This is a genomic window from Aggregicoccus sp. 17bor-14, assembly GCF_009659535.1.
Taxonomy (GTDB): domain Bacteria; phylum Myxococcota; class Myxococcia; order Myxococcales; family Myxococcaceae; genus Aggregicoccus.
Genome location: NZ_VJZZ01000001.1, coordinates 466887 through 483286, shown reverse-complemented (window position 1 = coordinate 483286; position 16400 = coordinate 466887). Strand labels below are relative to the sequence as shown.

The window sequence follows — 16400 nt, the reverse complement described above, 5'->3', positions numbered from 1 at the left end:
CTTTGCCCTTTCCACCGGTTACAAATTTCCCGCCGCCGCTGCGCGTTATAGACGCTTGCCCCGCCTTGCCCCGCCCTGGGCAGCCTCGTCCCCGGAGACCGAATGCCGACGCAGATCCAGAACAATTTCCGCGTGCGGAAGACCTTCGCGAAGATTGGGAAGATCATCGATATTCCCAACCTCATCAACATCCAGAAGCAGAGCTACGAGAAGTTCCTCCAGGCGGACATCGCGCCTGAGAAGCGCGAGGACCTCGGCCTGCAGGGTGTCTTCAAGAGCGTCTTCCCCATCCGGGACTTCAACGAGACCAGCTCGCTGGAGTTCGTCTCCTACCACCTGGAGAAGCCGAAGTACGACGTCGACGAGTGCCACCAGCGTGGCATGACCTACTCGGCGCCGATCAAGGTCGTCGTCCGTCTCGTGGTCTGGGACAAGGACGAGGAGACCGGTGCGCAGAGCATCCGCGACGTGAAGGAGCAGGAGGTCTACTTCGGGGAAATCCCGCTGATGACCCAGAACGGCACCTTCATCATCAACGGCACCGAGCGCGTGGTGGTGAGCCAGCTGCACCGCTCCCCCGGCGCCTTCTTCGACCACGACAAGGGCAAGAGCCACAGCTCGGGCAAGCTGCTCTACAACGCCCGCATCATCCCGTACCGCGGCTCGTGGATCGACTTCGAGTTCGACCACAAGGACCTGCTCTACGTCCGCATCGACCGCCGCCGCAAGCTGCCGGCCACGGTGCTGATCCGCGCCCTGGGCGCCGTGCAGGACACCGCGAAGAAGAACCCGCTCGAGTTCCGCGGCTCGACCGAGGAGATCCTCAACTACTACTACGCGACCGAGACCATCTACCTCAACAGCGCCGAGGACTTCGAGAAGAGCGTGGAGCTGGAGCTCCTGCCCGGTCAGCGCGCCACCCGCGACATCAAGACCAAGTCGGGTGAGGTGATCGTCAAGAAGAACCGCAAGTTCACGCGCGCCGCCATCAAGAAGCTCGAGGCGGCGAAGATGAAGACGCTGCCCATCGACGCGGACGAGCTGTGGACCAAGGTGTCCGCCTACGACGTCGTGGACGAGACCACCGGCGAGGTGATCCTCGAGTGCAACGAGGAGGTCAGCCAGGAGAAGGTGGACGAGCTCCTCAAGCGCGGCATCAAGGAGTTCAAGGTCCTCTTCATCGACAACCTCAACGTGGGTCCGTACCTGCGTGAGACGTTGATGCTGGACAAGATCGACAACCCCGAGCAGGCGATCATGGAGATCTACCGCCGCCTGCGCCCGGGTGATCCGCCCACGCCCGAGACGGCGATCAACCTCTTCACGAACCTGTTCTTCAACCCGGAGCGCTACGACCTGTCCAAGGTCGGCCGCCTGAAGCTGAACTTCAAGTTCGGGCTCGAGGAGCCGCTCGACGGCCAGATCCTCACCAAGCGCGACATCCTCGAGGTCATCCGCTACCTGATCGACCTGAAGAACGGCCGCGGGACCATCGACGACATCGACCACCTCGGCAACCGCCGCGTGCGCGCGGTGGGCGAGCTGCTCGAGAACCAGTACCGCATCGGCCTCGTCCGCATGGAGCGCGCGATCAAGGAGCGCATGAGCCTCCAGGAGATCGAGACGCTCATGCCGCACGACCTGATCAACGCCAAGCCGGTGACGGCGGTGATCAAGGAGTTCTTCGGCAGCAGCCAGCTCAGCCAGTTCATGGACCAGACCAACCCGCTCTCCGAGGTCACGCACAAGCGTCGCCTCTCGGCGCTCGGGCCCGGCGGTCTCACGCGCGAGCGCGCCGGCTTCGAGGTGCGCGACGTGCACCCGACGCACTACGGCCGCATCTGCCCCATCGAGACGCCGGAAGGTCCGAACATCGGCCTCATCGCGAGCCTCTCGACCTACGCGCGCGTGAACGAGTTCGGCTTCGTAGAGACCCCGTATCGCAAGGTGGACGCGGGCGTGGTCAGCGCGGACGTGGCCTTCTACTCGGCGCTCGAGGAGGAGAAGCACACCATCGCGCAGGCGAACGCCGAGATGGACAAGAAGGGCAAGTTCGTCAACGAGCTCGTCTCCAGCCGCCGCGGCGGTGAGTTCGTGCAGGCGCGCGCCGAGGACGTGGACCTGATGGACGTGTCCCCGAACCAGCTGGTCTCGGTGGCCGCCTCGCTCATTCCCTTCCTCGAGAACGACGACGCGAACCGCGCCCTCATGGGCTCGAACATGCAGCGCCAGGCCGTGCCGCTGCTGCGCACCTTCGCGCCGCTGGTGGGCACGGGCATCGAGGCGATCGTCGCCCGCGACTCGGGCGTCACCTGCGTGGCCCGCCGCGACGGCATCGTCGAGGCGGTGGACGCGGGCCGCATCGTGGTGAAGGCGGACGTGCCGGCTGCGTTCAGCGACAGCACGAGCGAGGTCGACATCTACAACCTCCTCAAGTACCAGCGCTCCAACCAGAACACCTGCCTCAACCAGAAGCCCATCGTGCGCAAGGGCGACCGGGTGAAGAAGGGTGACGTGATCGCCGACGGTCCCGCGACCGAGACCGGCGAGCTCGCGCTCGGCCAGAACATCGTCGTCGCGTTCATGCCGTGGCAGGGCTACAACTTCGAGGACTCCATCCTCATCAACGAGCGCATCCTCAAGGACGACGTGTTCACGTCGATCCACATCGAGGAGTTCGAGTGCATCGCGCGCGACACCAAGCTCGGCAAGGAGGAGATCACCCGCGACATCCCGAACGTGGGTGAGGAGGCCCTCAAGGACCTGGACGAGAGCGGCATCATCCGCATCGGCGCCGAGGTGAAGCCCGGCGACGTGCTGGTGGGCAAGATCACCCCCAAGGGCGAGACCCAGCTCTCCCCCGAGGAGAAGCTGCTGCGCGCCATCTTCGGTGAGAAGGCCGGCGACGTGCGCGACAGCTCCCTGCGCGTGCCCCCGGGCGTTCAGGGCACCGTGATCAGCGCCAAGGTCTTCAGCCGCAAGGGCGTGGAGAAGGACGAGCGCGCGAAGCAGATCGAGTCCATGGAGGAGGCGAAGCTCCTCAAGGACCAGAACGACGAGATCAAGGTCATCCGCGACTCGGCGTTCGCGCGCATCCGCAAGATGCTCTCGGGCAAGGAGGTCCAGGGCAAGCTGGTGGACGACAAGGGCAAGATCCTGCTCAAGAAGGGCGACAGCCTCAACGACGAGCTGCTCTCCACCGTCCCCTACAAGTACTGGAGCGAGATCTCGGTCGGCGACCCGCTGGACTCCAAGATCCGCGACATCCTGCGCAACCTCGAGGAGAACACCGAGGCCGTGAAGCTCGCCTTCGGCGAGAAGATCGCGCGCATCAAGAAGGGCGACGAGCTCCCGCCGGGCGTCATCAAGATGGTGAAGGTGTACGTCGCCATCAAGCGCAAGCTGGCGGTGGGCGACAAGATGGCCGGCCGCCACGGCAACAAGGGCGTCGTGTCCCGCATCCTCCCCGAGGAGGACATGCCGTACCTGGAGGACGGGCGTCCGGTGGACATCGTGCTCAACCCGCTGGGCGTGCCCTCGCGCATGAACATCGGGCAGATCCTCGAGGTGCACCTGGGCTGGGCGGCCAAGGGCGTCGGCGAGCGGCTCCAGCACTACATGGAGCAGAACTACTCGACCGAGCAGCTCAAGAAGGCGCTCAAGGCGGCCTACGACGACCGCGCCTTCGGCGACTTCGTGGACGGCCTCAACGACGAGGAGGTCCGCGCGGTGTGCCAGAAGCTCAAGCGCGGCATCCACGTGGCCACGCCGGTGTTCGACGGCGCGCGCGAGACCGAGATCCACGGGCTCTTCGACCAGGCCACCCTGCCGCGCAGCGGCCAGATGGTGCTCTTCGACGGGCGCACCGGCGAGCCGTTCGACCAGAACGTCACCGTGGGCGTGATGTACATGCTCAAGCTGCACCACCTCGTGGACGAGAAGATCCACGCGCGCTCCATCGGGCCCTACAGCCTCGTCACCCAGCAGCCGCTGGGCGGCAAGGCGCAGTTCGGCGGTCAGCGCCTCGGCGAGATGGAGGTCTGGGCGATGGAGGCCTACGGCGCGGCGTACACGCTGCAGGAGTTCCTCACCGTCAAGAGCGACGACGTGGTGGGCCGCACGCGCATGTACGAGGCCATCGTCAAGGGCGACAACGTCCTCGAGAGCGGCCTGCCGGAGTCCTTCAACGTGCTCCTCAAGGAGCTCCAGAGCCTCGCGCTCGACGTGGAGCTGCTCGAGAACGCCCCGCCGGAGCGCCAGCGCGCCTTCGGCTCGGGCCTGGACGTGGGTGGAGACGGCGCGAAGACCGGTACGGACGCCTAGCCCCGCCTCGCATCAGCCGCCCGGCGCCCGCTCCCTTGCTACGGCAGGGAGCGGGCCCCCTGGCGGCCCCTCGAGGCCACGCAACGAATTGGCGCTTCGGCGCTCAAACAGTTTTTCGGAGGCACCGTGAAGGACATTTTCAACTTCTTCGAGAAGCCCAAGGACCCGCTTTCCTTCAACGCCATCCGCATCGCGCTGGCGAGCCCGGACAAGATCCGGCAGTGGAGCCACGGCGAGGTCAAGAAGCCCGAGACCATCAACTACCGCACCTTCAAGCCGGAGCGGGACGGGCTCTTCTGCGCCCGCATCTTCGGGCCGGTGAAGGACTACGAGTGCAACTGCGGCAAGTACAAGCGCATGAAGCACCGCGGCGTGGTGTGCGAGAAGTGCGGCGTGGAGGTGATCCAGTCCAAGGTGCGCCGTGAGCGCCTGGGCCACATCACGCTCGCGACCCCGGTCGCGCACATCTGGTTCCTCAAGTCGCTCCCCAGCCGTCTGGGAAACCTGCTCGACATCACGCTCAAGGAGCTCGAGAAGGTCCTGTACTGCGAGAGCTACATGATCATCGATCCGAAGGCGACGCCGCTGCTCAAGGGCGAGCTCGTCTCGGAGGAGAAGCTGCACAAGCTCTACGCCGAGCACGGCGAGGACAGCTTCACCGCGGGCATGGGCGGCGAGGCCGTCCGTGAGATGCTCAAGAACATCGACGTGACCCGGCTCGCCGAGGACCTGCGCAAGGACATGCGCGAGACCACGAGCGAGGCGAAGCGCAAGAAGTACGCGAAGCGCCTGAAGGTGGCCGAGGCCTTCCGCATCTCCGGCAACAAGCCGGACTGGATGATGCTGGACGTGATCCCGGTCATCCCGCCCGACCTGCGCCCGCTCGTGCCCCTGGACGGCGGCCGCTTCGCGACCTCGGACCTCAACGACCTGTACCGCCGCGTGATCAACCGCAACAACCGCCTCAAGCGGCTGCAGGAGCTCAACGCGCCGGACATCATCATCCGCAACGAGAAGCGGATGCTGCAGGAGGCGGTGGACGCGCTGTTCGACAACGGCCGCCGCGGCAAGACCATCACCGGTCCGAACAAGCGCCCCCTCAAGTCCCTGAGCGACATGCTCAAGGGCAAGCAGGGCCGCTTCCGCCAGAACCTGCTCGGCAAGCGCGTGGACTACTCCGGTCGCTCGGTGATCGTGGTGGGCCCGGAGCTCAAGCTGCACCAGTGCGGCCTGCCGAAGATCATGGCGCTCGAGCTCTTCAAGCCGTTCATCTACAACAAGCTCGAAGAGAAGGGCTACGTCACCACCATCAAGAGCGCGAAGAAGATGGTGGAGAAGGAGCGTCCCGAGGTCTGGGACATCCTCGAGGACGTGATCCGCGAGCACCCGGTGCTGCTCAACCGCGCCCCGACCCTGCACCGCCTCGGCATGCAGGCGTTCGAGCCGGTGCTCATCGAGGGCAAGGCCATCCAGCTGCACCCGCTCGTGTGCGCCGCGTTCAACGCGGACTTCGACGGTGACCAGATGGCCGTGCACGTGCCCTTGTCCATCGAGGCGCAGATGGAGGCGCGCGTGCTCATGATGAGCACGAACAACATCCTGAGCCCCGCGAACGGCAAGCCCATCATCGTCCCCACGCAGGACATGGTGCTCGGCATCTACTACATGACCCGCCCGCGCGAGTTCGCGCACGGCGAGGGCCGCGTCTTCTCGTCCCCGGACGAGGTGCGCGCCGCCTACGATCACGGCGAGGTCGCGCTGCAGGCGAAGGTCACCTGCCGCATCGACGGCGTGCGCAAGGACACCACCGTGGGCCGCGTCCTGCTCTGGGACATCGTGCCGCGCAAGGTGGGCTTCGACGCCATCAACAAGGTGCTGGACAAGAAGAGCCTCGGCGCGCTCATCGACCTCTGCTACCGCCTCACCGGCGAGAAGGAGACGGTGCTGCTGGCCGACCGCATCCGCTCGCTCGGCTACACCAACGCGACGCGCGCGGGCATCTCCATCGCGCTCAAGGACATGATCATTCCTGCGAAGAAGCAGGAGCTCCTGGACGGCGCGCGGCGCGAGGTGTCGGAGATCGAGAGCCAGTACAACGAGGGCCTCATCACCGACGGCGAGCGCTACAACAAGGTCATCGATATCTGGGCGGAGATCACCGAGAAGGTGGCCGCCGAGATGATGCAGCAGATCTCCCAGGAGGAGGTCTCGGGCGACAACAAGGAAGGCAAGCGCGAGACGCGCAAGCAGCCCTCGTTCAACCCCATCTACATCATGGCCGACTCCGGCGCCCGCGGCTCCGCCCAGCAGATCCGCCAGCTCGCGGGTATGCGCGGCCTCATGGCCAAGCCGTCCGGTGAGATCATCGAGACGCCCATCACCGCGAACTTCCGCGAGGGCCTCTCGGTGCTCCAGTACTTCATCTCCACCCACGGCGCCCGCAAGGGTCTCGCGGACACGGCGCTGAAGACCGCGAACTCGGGTTACCTCACCCGCCGTCTGGTGGACGTGGCCCAGGACGCGATCATCACCGAGTACGACTGCGGCACCATGGATGGTCTGTTCATCGGCGCCCTGGTCGAGGGCGGCGAGATCATCGAGGCGCTGGGTGAGCGCATCCTCGGCCGCGTGGCCCTGGACGACATCCACGACCCGGTCACCAGCGAGGTCCTCGTCCGTGCGAACGAGGAGATCGACGAGGCCAAGGTCAGCCGCATCGAGAACAGCGGCATGGACAAGGTGAAGATCCGCTCGGTGCTCACCTGCCAGGCGCGCCGCGGCATCTGCGTGGAGTGCTACGGCCGCGACCTCGCTCGCGGGCGCAAGGTGTCCATCGGTGAGGCGGTCGGCGTCATCGCGGCGCAGTCCATCGGCGAGCCGGGTACCCAGCTCACGATGCGCACCTTCCACATCGGTGGTGCGGCGACCCGTCGCGCCGAGCAGTCCAGCCTCGAGAACCGCTTCGGCGGCACGGTGAAGTTCTCCGGCCTCAACACGGTGCAGAAGGCGGACGGCAGCCTCGTCGCGATGAACCGCAACGGCGAGATCGTGATCGTGGACGACAGCGGCCGCGAGCGCGAGCGCTACGGCGTCATCTACGGCGCGCGCATCCTGGTGAAGGAGGGCCAGAAGCTCGAGGCCACCACGCTCATCGCCGAGTGGGATCCCTTCGCGATCCCGCTGCTCACCGAGGTGGGCGGCGTCGTGCGCTTCGAGGACATCATCGAAGGCGTGACGATGTCCGAGACGCTCGACGAGGTCACCGGCCTCAGCCGCAAGACCGTCATCGAGTCCAAGGACCCCGAGGCCCGTCCTCGCATCACCATCCGTGACGCGAACGGCGAGGTGAAGGAGCTGCCGTCCAGCCGCAACCCGGCGAGCTACTTCCTGCCCCAGGGCGCAATCATCACCGTCAACGACGGCGACGAGATCAACCCCGGCGAGGTCATTGCCAAGCAGCCGCGCGAGACCACGAAGACCAAGGACATCACGGGCGGTCTGCCCCGCGTGGCCGAGCTCTTCGAGGCGCGCAAGCCCAAGGACTCGGCGGCCATCGCCGAGATCGACGGCGTGGTCAGCTTCGGCAAGGACACCAAGGGCAAGCGCAAGCTGATCATCACCCCCGAGGTGAGCGGCGAGCAGCGCACCGACCTGGCCAAGGAGTACCTGATCTCCAAGGGCAAGAACATCAGCGTGCACTCGGGCGACCGCGTGAAGGCCGGCGAGGCGCTGATGGACGGCTCGGCCAACCCGCACGACATCCTCAAGGTGCTGGGCGAGAAGGAGCTCGCGCGCTACCTGGTGGACGAGGTGCAGGAGGTGTACCGACTGCAGGGCGTGAAGATCAACGACAAGCACATCGAGACGATCGTGCGGCAGATGCTGCGCCGCGTGCGCGTCACCGACGTGGGCGACACCAACTTCCTCGTCGACGAGCAGGTGGAGAAGTGGGTGTTCGAGGAGGAGAACGAGAAGGTCATGGCGGCGGGCGCGCGCCCGGCCGTCGGTGAGCCGCTGCTGCTCGGCATCACCAAGGCCTCGCTCTCCACCGAGTCGTTCATCTCGGCGTCCTCCTTCCAGGAGACCACCAAGGTGCTCACCGAGGCCGCGATCAACGGCAAGGTGGACTACCTGCGCGGCCTCAAGGAGAACGTCATCATGGGCCGGCTCATCCCCGCCGGTACCGGTCTGCCGAACTACAAGCACCTCGACATCGCGGTGGAGAGCCCGGCGGACGAGATCAACGAGATGGAGGCCGCGCTCGCGGCGACCCACGGCGACGAGAGCGGTCCGCTCGGCGCTCCGGCGCGCGGCGAGGGCAGCCGCGGGGAGACCGGCGCCGCCTAAGGCGCAGGCCTCAACTCGCAGCACCCCAGAATCGGTAGCACCCACCGCCGTCCCGGCCATCTGCCGGGGCGGCGGTTTGTTTTTGTCCAGCCGACGCTGCGCGTCAGGACCCCTTGACGCTCTATGGCGCATCGCGTTATGGCCGGGGGACTGGCCGGGCAAAGGCCACTACCTGGGGAGGAGACACACCATGGCGACGACGGCGAAGAACGGCAGCAGCGGCAAGGCGGCAGCGGGCAACGGCTCGCAGCTCGAGGCGTTCGTGAAGGGCCAGCTGGGCGAGGCGCAGAAGCGCATCGCGGGGCTCGAGAAGGAGGCCGAGAAGGTGCTCAAGAACCTCGCGGCCCGCGGCGCGGACTCGCGCAAGGAGCTCGAGGGCCTGCTGGGCCGCATCAACTCGGGCGAGTTCAACCCGCTGGAGAGCGCGCGCGTGCGCGAGCTGGGCAAGAAGGCGAACCAGGCGGGCGCCGAGGTGAAGAAGCGCCTGGACGGCCTGCAGACCCGCGTGGTCGAGGCGGTGGGCGTGGCGAGCCAGACGCAGGTGAAGGAGATCAACCGCGAGCTGGGCAAGCTCTCGCGCAAGCTGGACACGCTGCTCGGGGGCAAGAAGCCCTCGGCCAAGAGCGAGCCGCGCGCCTAGGCCGGTCCTCCGGTCAGTGTCTGTGGGTGGACGGGGGCCCCGGTGCGAGGGCTCCTCCGTTCCCAAGCCCCGGGGGGCTGTGATTTACCCTGGAGCACGTACGTTCCCGCCGCAACCGGACCGCCCTGGCGGCCCGCCTGCGGCCGCCGTCCCAGCCCCCCTCCCGGAGACCGCCCCATGGACAGCCCCGAGACCCCGCGCGAGAAGCGCCCCCTGGCCGAGACCTTCGAGCGGCTGTGGGGCCAGGCGCTGCTCGCGGTCTCCAACGCCGAGGAGGAGGCCGCCCGCGCGGTGCAGCGCGTCACGGGGGCTGCCGGCTGGAGCCAGGACGAGGTGCGCCGCCACGCGCGCGAGCTCACGGAGCGCCTGGTGAGCCAGCGGCGCGACCTGGAGCGCAACGTGGAGGAGGGCGTGCGCCGGGCCCTGGGCCGCATGAAGCTGCCGCGGCGCGAGGAGCTGCAGGAGGTCTCGGCCCGCCTGGAGCGCATCGCCCAGCGCATCCAGGCCCTGGAGGACACGCGTTGAGGAGCGCCATCCCCGCGCGCGGGGAGGCGTTCTTCCGCTGGATTCACGCCTGGAGCGCCGGGTGCGCGAAGCTTCCGCTGTTCGCGGGGCTCGCCCTGGTGCTCGCCGCGCGCGTGGGGGCGACGCTGGAGGCGCTCGCCCCGCCGGCCCCGGTGGAGCTCGCCGTGGAGGCGCCGTCCCCGGACGCGGCGATCATCGACACCGTGCTCACCAAGCGCGCGCCCGCCTTCGGCCTCACCCTGCGCCGGCAGCTCGGCCAGGCGATCGCCGAGGAGGCGGGCAGGGCGGGGTACGATCCGCTCCTGGTGCTCGCGCTGATCGACGTGGAGAGCGACTTCGACGAGGGCGCCGTCTCGGACAAGGGCGCGCGCGGGCTGATGCAGATCAAGCCCAGCACGCTGCACTTCCTCGCCGAGAAGCAGGGCCTGCGCCTGTCGCGCGAGGAGGTGGCGGCGGACCCCGCGCTCTGCGTGCGCCTGGGCATCCGCTACCTGCGCAACCTGCACGACCGCTTCGGGGACCTGGACCTCGCGCTGATGGCCTACAACGCCGGGCCGGACCGCATCCGCCAGGCGATGAAGGAGGGCGAGCTGGACGTGTTCCGCCGCTACCCGCGCCTGGTGCGCCGCGACTTCCGCCGCTTCCGCGAGGGCGAGGGGCTGGGCGGCGACTGGGCCCTCGCCCAGCGCGAGCTCGAGGACGCTGCCGCCGCCGAGTGAGCGCGAGGGGCTCGCGCACGCGCCCGCATCGCCTTGTGGGGGCGGGCCCCTTGGGCTAAGGGGGCAGCAGCGCTTCGAGGGAGGCACCGTGTTCACGATCGATCCCCGCTACCGCGGGCTGCCCACCACCCGCGAGCAGGTGGCGTCGCTGCACCAGTCGATCAACAGCCCGCACGTGGCCATCCCCGGCAAGGCGGCCGGGCCCGCCCAGGCCTTCATCGTGGGGCTGCGCGTGGCGGCCGGCCTGCGCGTCTTCGTCTACCTGTACCTGGGCGAGACCGCCGACTGCGCCGTCTACGTCTCGGACGCGGGCGCCGTGCCTGCGGCGCGCTACGCGGACGAGGAGGGCGAGGCGCTCGCGTTCGTCGAGTCGCTCGGCTTCATGATGGACGACGCGCGCTTCCGCACCCTGCCGCCCGCGCAGCAGGACGAGCTGCTGCGCACGCTGCCCGCCTTCCTCAAGGATCCCTCGCTCGTCGCGCCGGGCAAGGCGCCGCGCAGCCGCGCGGAGGAGAAGCGCTCCGCCGCCGCGCAGCTGGGCCGCCTGCTCGCTTCCTTCTAGACGCCGCCTCCGACCCCGCGCTTTCCCCCGCCGCCCCTCGCAGGAGCCGCCTCCGAATGTCCCGTCCCGCCGCCCTCCGCACCGCGCTCGTCTCCCTCCTGGCCCTCGCCGCCGCCGCGACGGGCTGCAGCCACACCCCCACCGAGCGCGAGCAGCAGGGCTCCGAGAGCCGCTACGATCTCGGCGTGCTCGCCCAGCAGCAGGGGCGCATCCAGGAGGCGTACACCGAGTTCCAGCGCGCGGTGGAGCTGAACCCGGACAACGCGGACGCGCACCACGCGATGGGCGTGCTGCTGCACCTGGCCTTCAACCGCCCGGAGGAGGCGATCAAGCACTACGAGAAGGCGATCGAGGTGCGGCCCACCTTCTCCGAGGCGAAGACGAACCTGGGCAACGTGTACCTCTCGCTGCAGCGCTACGACCAGGCGGTGAAGCTGTACAAGGAGGCCCTCAACGACATGCTCTACCCCACGCCGTACATCGCCCAGAACAACCTGGGGTGGGCGCTGTACAAGAAGGGGGACAAGGCGCAGGCGCTGCAGAACATCAAGGCGGCGGTGACCACGAACCCGCAGTTCTGCCTCGGCTACAAGAACCTCGGCCTCATCGCGGAGGAGGGGGGCGACGCGGCGGAGTCCTGCCGTCAGTACGCGCGCTACCGCGAGGCCTGCCCGGACGCGGCGGATGCGCTCAAGCGCGAGGGCGTGTGCCAGGCGCGCGCGGGGCAGGTGGAGGCGGCCAAGAGCAGCTTCACCACCTGCGAGGCGAAGGCGCAGGCCCAGGACCTGAAGGACGAGTGCCGCCAGCTCGCCGAGCAGCTCTAGTTCCCCCTTCACCCTCCCACCCGCAGGCGCTCTCGTGGACCACATCGACTTCGGACGCTTCCTCACCCAGCAGCGCGAGCTGCGGGGCCTGTCTCGCGACGAGGTGGCGCAGGCGACGAAGATCCCCCCCACGCTCATCGCCGCGCTGGAGACCGGCCAGGTGGAGCGCCTGCCCGCGCGCATCTTCGTGCTCAACTACATCCGCGCCTACGCGCAGGTGATCGGCATGGAGCCCGAGGAGGCGGTGCTGCGCTACGAGGAGATGGACAAGACCGTCCCCTCCGAGCCGCCGCCGGCCGCGCTCGAGCACGCGCGGCGCACCCGGGCCTGGGTGGGGCTCGCGCTGACGCTGGTCCTGGCCGCCCTGATCGTGGGCGGTCTGCTGCTCGCTTCCGGGAAGCTCGGCCACCCCTTCGGCGGTTAAGTAACGACCATGGAGCGCTACGCGGACGAAGCCCTGGTCCTCTCCACCGTGGACTACGGCGAGGCGGACCGGCTCGTCACCCTCTTCACCCGGGAGCACGGCAAGCTGACGGCGTTCGCCGCCGGCGCGCGCAAGAGCAAGCGCCGCTTCGCCGGGGCGCTCGAGCCCTTCATGCGCATCGGCGTGCAGCTGGTGGAGACGCGCGGCAGCACCGTGCGGCTGGACTCTGCGGACATCCGCGCCGGCTACTACGCCGTGCGCGAGGACCTCTCGCTCATCGCCCGCGCCCTGCACGCGGTGGAGCTCAGCCGCGAGCTCACCCGCGACCACGAGCCGCACCCGGAGCTCTTCGAGCTGCTCGAGGGCTACCTCGGGAAGCTCGACGCGAAGGAGGCGGGGCCCACCTCGCTCATCGCCTTCGAGCTCGCGGCGCTCGCGCACGCGGGGCTGATGCCGCGCTTCGACTCCTGCAGCCTGTGTGGAGGGGAGCCGGGCGAGCGGCCCCGCTTCGATGCCGCCCACGGCGGCGCGGTGTGCGAGCCCTGCTCTGCGCGCGCGCGCGAGGCGAGCGCGGTGGCGCCGGGGCTGCTGCAGGGCCTGCGGGCGCTGCAGGAGGGCCAGCGCACGCCGCTGCCGGCGGAGCAGCGGGCGCGCGCTCGCACGCTGCTCAACGCCTTCCTCGCCCACCACATCGGGCGGCGGCTGCGCAGCGTGGACTTCATGGCCCAGGTCGGGCTCGATTAGTCCTCGGTTCGGCTTCCCGACACCGTGCGGGTAGGGCGCTGTGCGTCCGTCCTTGACGCTCCCGGACCCCGTCAATAGGGTCCGCCGCGCAGCGTCATCCGAGCCTACCGAGCCCCCATTCCATGTACTTCCAGGACCTCATCCTCACGCTCCAGAACCACTGGGCCCGCCAGGGGTGCATCATCACCCAGGGCTACGACCTCGAGGTCGGCGCGGGCACCATGGCCCCGTCCACCTTCCTGCGCGCCCTGGGCCCCGAGCCCTGGAACGTGGCCTACGTGCAGCCCAGCCGCCGCCCCGCAGACGGGCGCTTCGGCGAGAACCCGAACCGCCTGTTCCAGCACCACCAGTTCCAGGTGATCCTCAAGCCTGCGCCCAAGAACGTGCAGGAGCTCTACCTGGACTCCATCCGGGCCATCGGCATCGACCCGCGCGAGCACGACATCCGCTTCGTGGAGGACGACTGGGAGTCGCCCACGCTGGGTGCCTGGGGCCTGGGCTGGGAGGTGTGGTGTGACGGGATGGAGGTCACCCAGTTCACCTACTTCCAGCAGTGCGGCGGCTTCGAGTGCAAGCCGGTGGCGGCGGAGCTGACGTACGGGCTCGAGCGCATCTGCATGTACCTGCAGAACGTGGAGAACGTCTTCGACATCGAGTGGGTGAAGGGCGTGAAGTACCGCGAGGTGTTCCACCCGAACGAGGTGGAGATGAGCGAGTACGCGCTGCACGCCTCGGACGCGGCGCAGCTGTTCGCGCTCTTCGACTCGTACGAGAAGGAGTGCAAGCGGCTCATCGAGCTGAAGCTGCCGCTGCCCGCGTACGACTTCGCGCTCAAGTGCTCGCACACCTTCAACCTGCTGGACGCGCGCGGCGCCATCTCGGTGACCGAGCGCGCCAACTTCATCAAGCGCGTGCGCGACAACGCGCGCCTGTGCGCCGAGGGCTACCTGCAGATGCGCGAGCGGCTGGGCTACCCGCTGCTCAAGACGCAGTGGACGGTGGGCCAGCAGCCTCCCGTGCTCGAGGGCAAGCCCGCGAGCGACTACTGGAAGACCGTGAAGCTCAACAAGGCCGAGGAGGAGACCACCCGTGGCGCGTGACCTGCTGTTGGAGATCGGCGCGGAGGAGATCCCCGCCTCGTTCATCGGCCCGGCGCTCGAGGACCTGACGCGGGTCATCACCACGCGCCTCGCCGAGGCGCGGCTCGCCCACGGCGCGGTGCGGACGTTTGGAACGCCGCGGCGGCTCGCGGTGCTGGTGCAGGGCGTGGCGGACGCGAGCGAGGACGTGACGCGCGAGGTGCTGGGGCCCAGCGCCAAGGCGGCCTACGACAAGGACGGCAAGCCCACCAAGGCGGCCGAGAAGTTCGCCGAGAGCGTGAAGCTGCCGGTGGAGAAGCTCGCGCGCACGCAGACGGCGAAGGGCGAGTACCTGGCGGCGAAGGTGGAGGAGAAGGGGCGCCCCGCGGCGCAGCTGCTGCCCGAGGTGCTGCACGCCGCGGTGCACGGCATCAACTTCCGCAAGTCCATGCGCTGGGGCGACGTGGAGACGGCCTTCGCGCGGCCCGTGCAGTGGATCGTCGCGCTGCTGGGCGCCGACGTCCTGCCGGTGGTGTTCGGCGACGTGAAGAGCGGCCGCACCACGCACGGCCACCGCTTCCTCGCGCCCGACGGCATCGAGCTGAAGGCGCCCGCGGACTACGAGGCGGCGCTGGAGCGCGCGCACGTGGTGGCGGACGTGAGCAAGCGCCGCGCGCTCGTGGTGGAGCGGGTGAGTGCTGCGGCCAAGAAGGCGGGCGGCGCGCTGCTCGAGGACGAGGCGCTGGTGGACCAGGTGACGAACCTGGTGGAGCTGCCCAACCCGGTGGTGGGCTCCTTCGAGGAGCGGCACCTGGACCTGCCCGCCGAGGTGCTGGTGCAGGAGATGAAGAGCCACCAGCGCTACTTCAGCCTCGTGGACGCGAAGGGCAAGCTGATGCCGCGCTTCATCGCCGTGTCCAACACGCCGGTGCGCGACGAGCAGCTGTCCCTGCGCGGCTACCAGCGCGTGCTGCGCTCGCGGCTCGCGGACGGGCGCTTCTTCTTCGACGAGGACCGCAAGACCCCGCTCGAGGCGCGCGTGGAGAAGCTCGCGCGGGTGGTGTGGCAGGGCAAGCTGGGCAGCTACGCGGAGAAGGTGGCGCGCTTCCGCTCGCTCGCGGCCGAGCTCGCGCGGCGCACGGGCCATGCGGACCAGGTGTCCACCATCGAGCGCGCCGCCACGCTCGCCAAGGCGGACCTCGTCACCGGCATGGTGGGTGAGTTCCCCGAGCTGCAGGGCGTGATGGGGCGCGAGTACGCGCGCGCGGGCGGCGAGCCCGAGCCGGTGGCGCTCGCCATCTTCGAGCACTACCTGCCGCGCTCGGCGAGCGACAGCCTGCCCACGCAGGACGCGGGCGCGCTCATCGGCATCGCGGACCGGCTGGACACGCTGTGCGGCATCTTCGCCATCGGCAAGGGGCCCACCGCGTCCGCGGACCCCTTCGCGCTGCGGCGCGCGTGCCTCGCGGTGATCAACATCGTGCTCGCGCGCGGCTACCGCTTCTCGCTCTCGCAGGCGGTCGACGCCGCGCTCGAGCAGCTGCAGCCCAAGGTGGCGGACGTGAAGCGCAAGGCGGGTGAGCCCAGCGTGCGCGAGCAGGTGCTCGAGTTCTTCCGCGGCCGCCTCAAGGCGCTGTGGACCGAGCAGCACCGCGCGGACGTGGTCGAGGCGGTGCTCGCGGTGGGCTTCGACGACCTGGTGGCCGCTCAGCGGCGCCTGCAGGCGCTCAGCCCGCTGGTGGGCCGCGCGGACTTCGCGCCGCTCGCCGTGGCCTTCAAGCGCGTGGCGAACATCGTGGAGAAGCAGGGCAAGGGCGTGAGCGGCGGCGAGGTGAGCCCCCAGCGCTTCACGGACGAGGCCGAGCGCCACCTGCACTCCGCGTTCACCCAGGCGCGCGGGCGCGTGGCCGAGTCGATGAAGACGGACGACTACGCGGCGGCGCTCAAGGAGATCACCGGCCTCAAGCCCGCGGTGGACACCTTCTTCGACAAGGTGATGGTGATGGCCGAGGACAAGGACCTGCGCGAGAACCGCATCCGCTTCCTCACCGAGATCGGCACCCTGTTCAACCAGGTGGCCGACTTCTCGAAGATCCAGGCCGAGCTGTCGGCGTAGCGCCGGGGCAGCAGGGGAGGGGGCGGGCCCGCCGGCACCTACACGGCGCCGCGAGGGCCGCCCCTTTGTGATTGCGCACCGGGGGCCCGGTTTCTAC

The 16400-nt window shown here is 68.9% G+C and carries 11 protein-coding genes; all 11 read left to right on the top strand.

From position 1 onward, the window contains the following. The first annotated feature begins 102 nt into the window (after positions 1–102). The gene (rpoB, locus tag FGE12_RS02125; protein WP_153864504.1) at positions 103–4323 is read left to right on the top strand and encodes a DNA-directed RNA polymerase subunit beta; all 4221 of its coding nucleotides are present in this window, start codon (positions 103–105) and stop codon (positions 4321–4323) included. 126 nt (positions 4324–4449) lie between these two features. Further along, positions 4450–8670 carry a DNA-directed RNA polymerase subunit beta' gene (gene rpoC, locus FGE12_RS02120; protein WP_194797478.1) on the top strand — a complete coding sequence of 1407 codons (4221 nt, stop codon included), beginning with the start codon at positions 4450–4452 and terminating at the stop codon, positions 8668–8670. 190 nt (positions 8671–8860) lie between these two features. Continuing rightward, a complete protein-coding gene (locus tag FGE12_RS02115) occupies positions 8861–9310 on the top strand; it encodes a hypothetical protein (protein WP_153864503.1) in 450 nt (149 codons plus the stop codon). Between the two features lie 177 nt (positions 9311–9487). Continuing rightward, on the top strand, positions 9488–9835 hold the full coding sequence (locus FGE12_RS02110) for a phasin family protein (RefSeq protein ID WP_153864502.1): 348 nt from the start codon (positions 9488–9490) through the stop codon (positions 9833–9835). Then, complete coding sequence (locus tag FGE12_RS02105; RefSeq protein ID WP_153864501.1) at positions 9832–10554, top strand: lytic transglycosylase domain-containing protein; 723 nt, start codon at positions 9832–9834, stop codon at positions 10552–10554. The genes FGE12_RS02110 and FGE12_RS02105 overlap by 4 nt, the downstream gene beginning before the upstream one ends. An 88-nt stretch (positions 10555–10642) precedes the next feature. Continuing rightward, positions 10643–11116: a social motility and stimulation tgl protein gene (locus FGE12_RS02100; RefSeq protein ID WP_194797477.1), complete on the top strand. Its 474-nt coding sequence runs from the start codon at positions 10643–10645 to the stop codon at positions 11114–11116. A 56-nt stretch (positions 11117–11172) separates the two neighbouring features. Next, a complete protein-coding gene (tgl, locus tag FGE12_RS02095; RefSeq protein ID WP_153864500.1) occupies positions 11173–11940 on the top strand; it encodes a social motility TPR repeat lipoprotein Tgl in 768 nt (255 codons plus the stop codon). 34 nt (positions 11941–11974) lie between these two features. Then, positions 11975–12364 (top strand): helix-turn-helix transcriptional regulator, encoded by a 390-nt coding sequence (locus FGE12_RS02090; RefSeq protein ID WP_194797476.1) that lies wholly within the window; start codon positions 11975–11977, stop codon positions 12362–12364. Positions 12365–12373: 9 nt separating this feature from the next. Next, positions 12374–13108, top strand: a complete 735-nt coding sequence (gene recO, locus FGE12_RS02085; protein WP_153864499.1) for a DNA repair protein RecO — start codon at positions 12374–12376, stop codon at positions 13106–13108. Positions 13109–13230: 122 nt separating this feature from the next. After that, positions 13231–14208 (top strand): glycine--tRNA ligase subunit alpha, encoded by a 978-nt coding sequence (glyQ, locus tag FGE12_RS02080; RefSeq protein WP_153864498.1) that lies wholly within the window; start codon positions 13231–13233, stop codon positions 14206–14208. Beyond that, on the top strand, positions 14198–16303 hold the full coding sequence (gene glyS / locus FGE12_RS02075) for a glycine--tRNA ligase subunit beta (RefSeq protein ID WP_194797475.1): 2106 nt from the start codon (positions 14198–14200) through the stop codon (positions 16301–16303). Before glyQ ends, glyS begins: the two co-directional genes overlap by 11 nt. Positions 16304–16400: the final 97 nt, after the last annotated feature.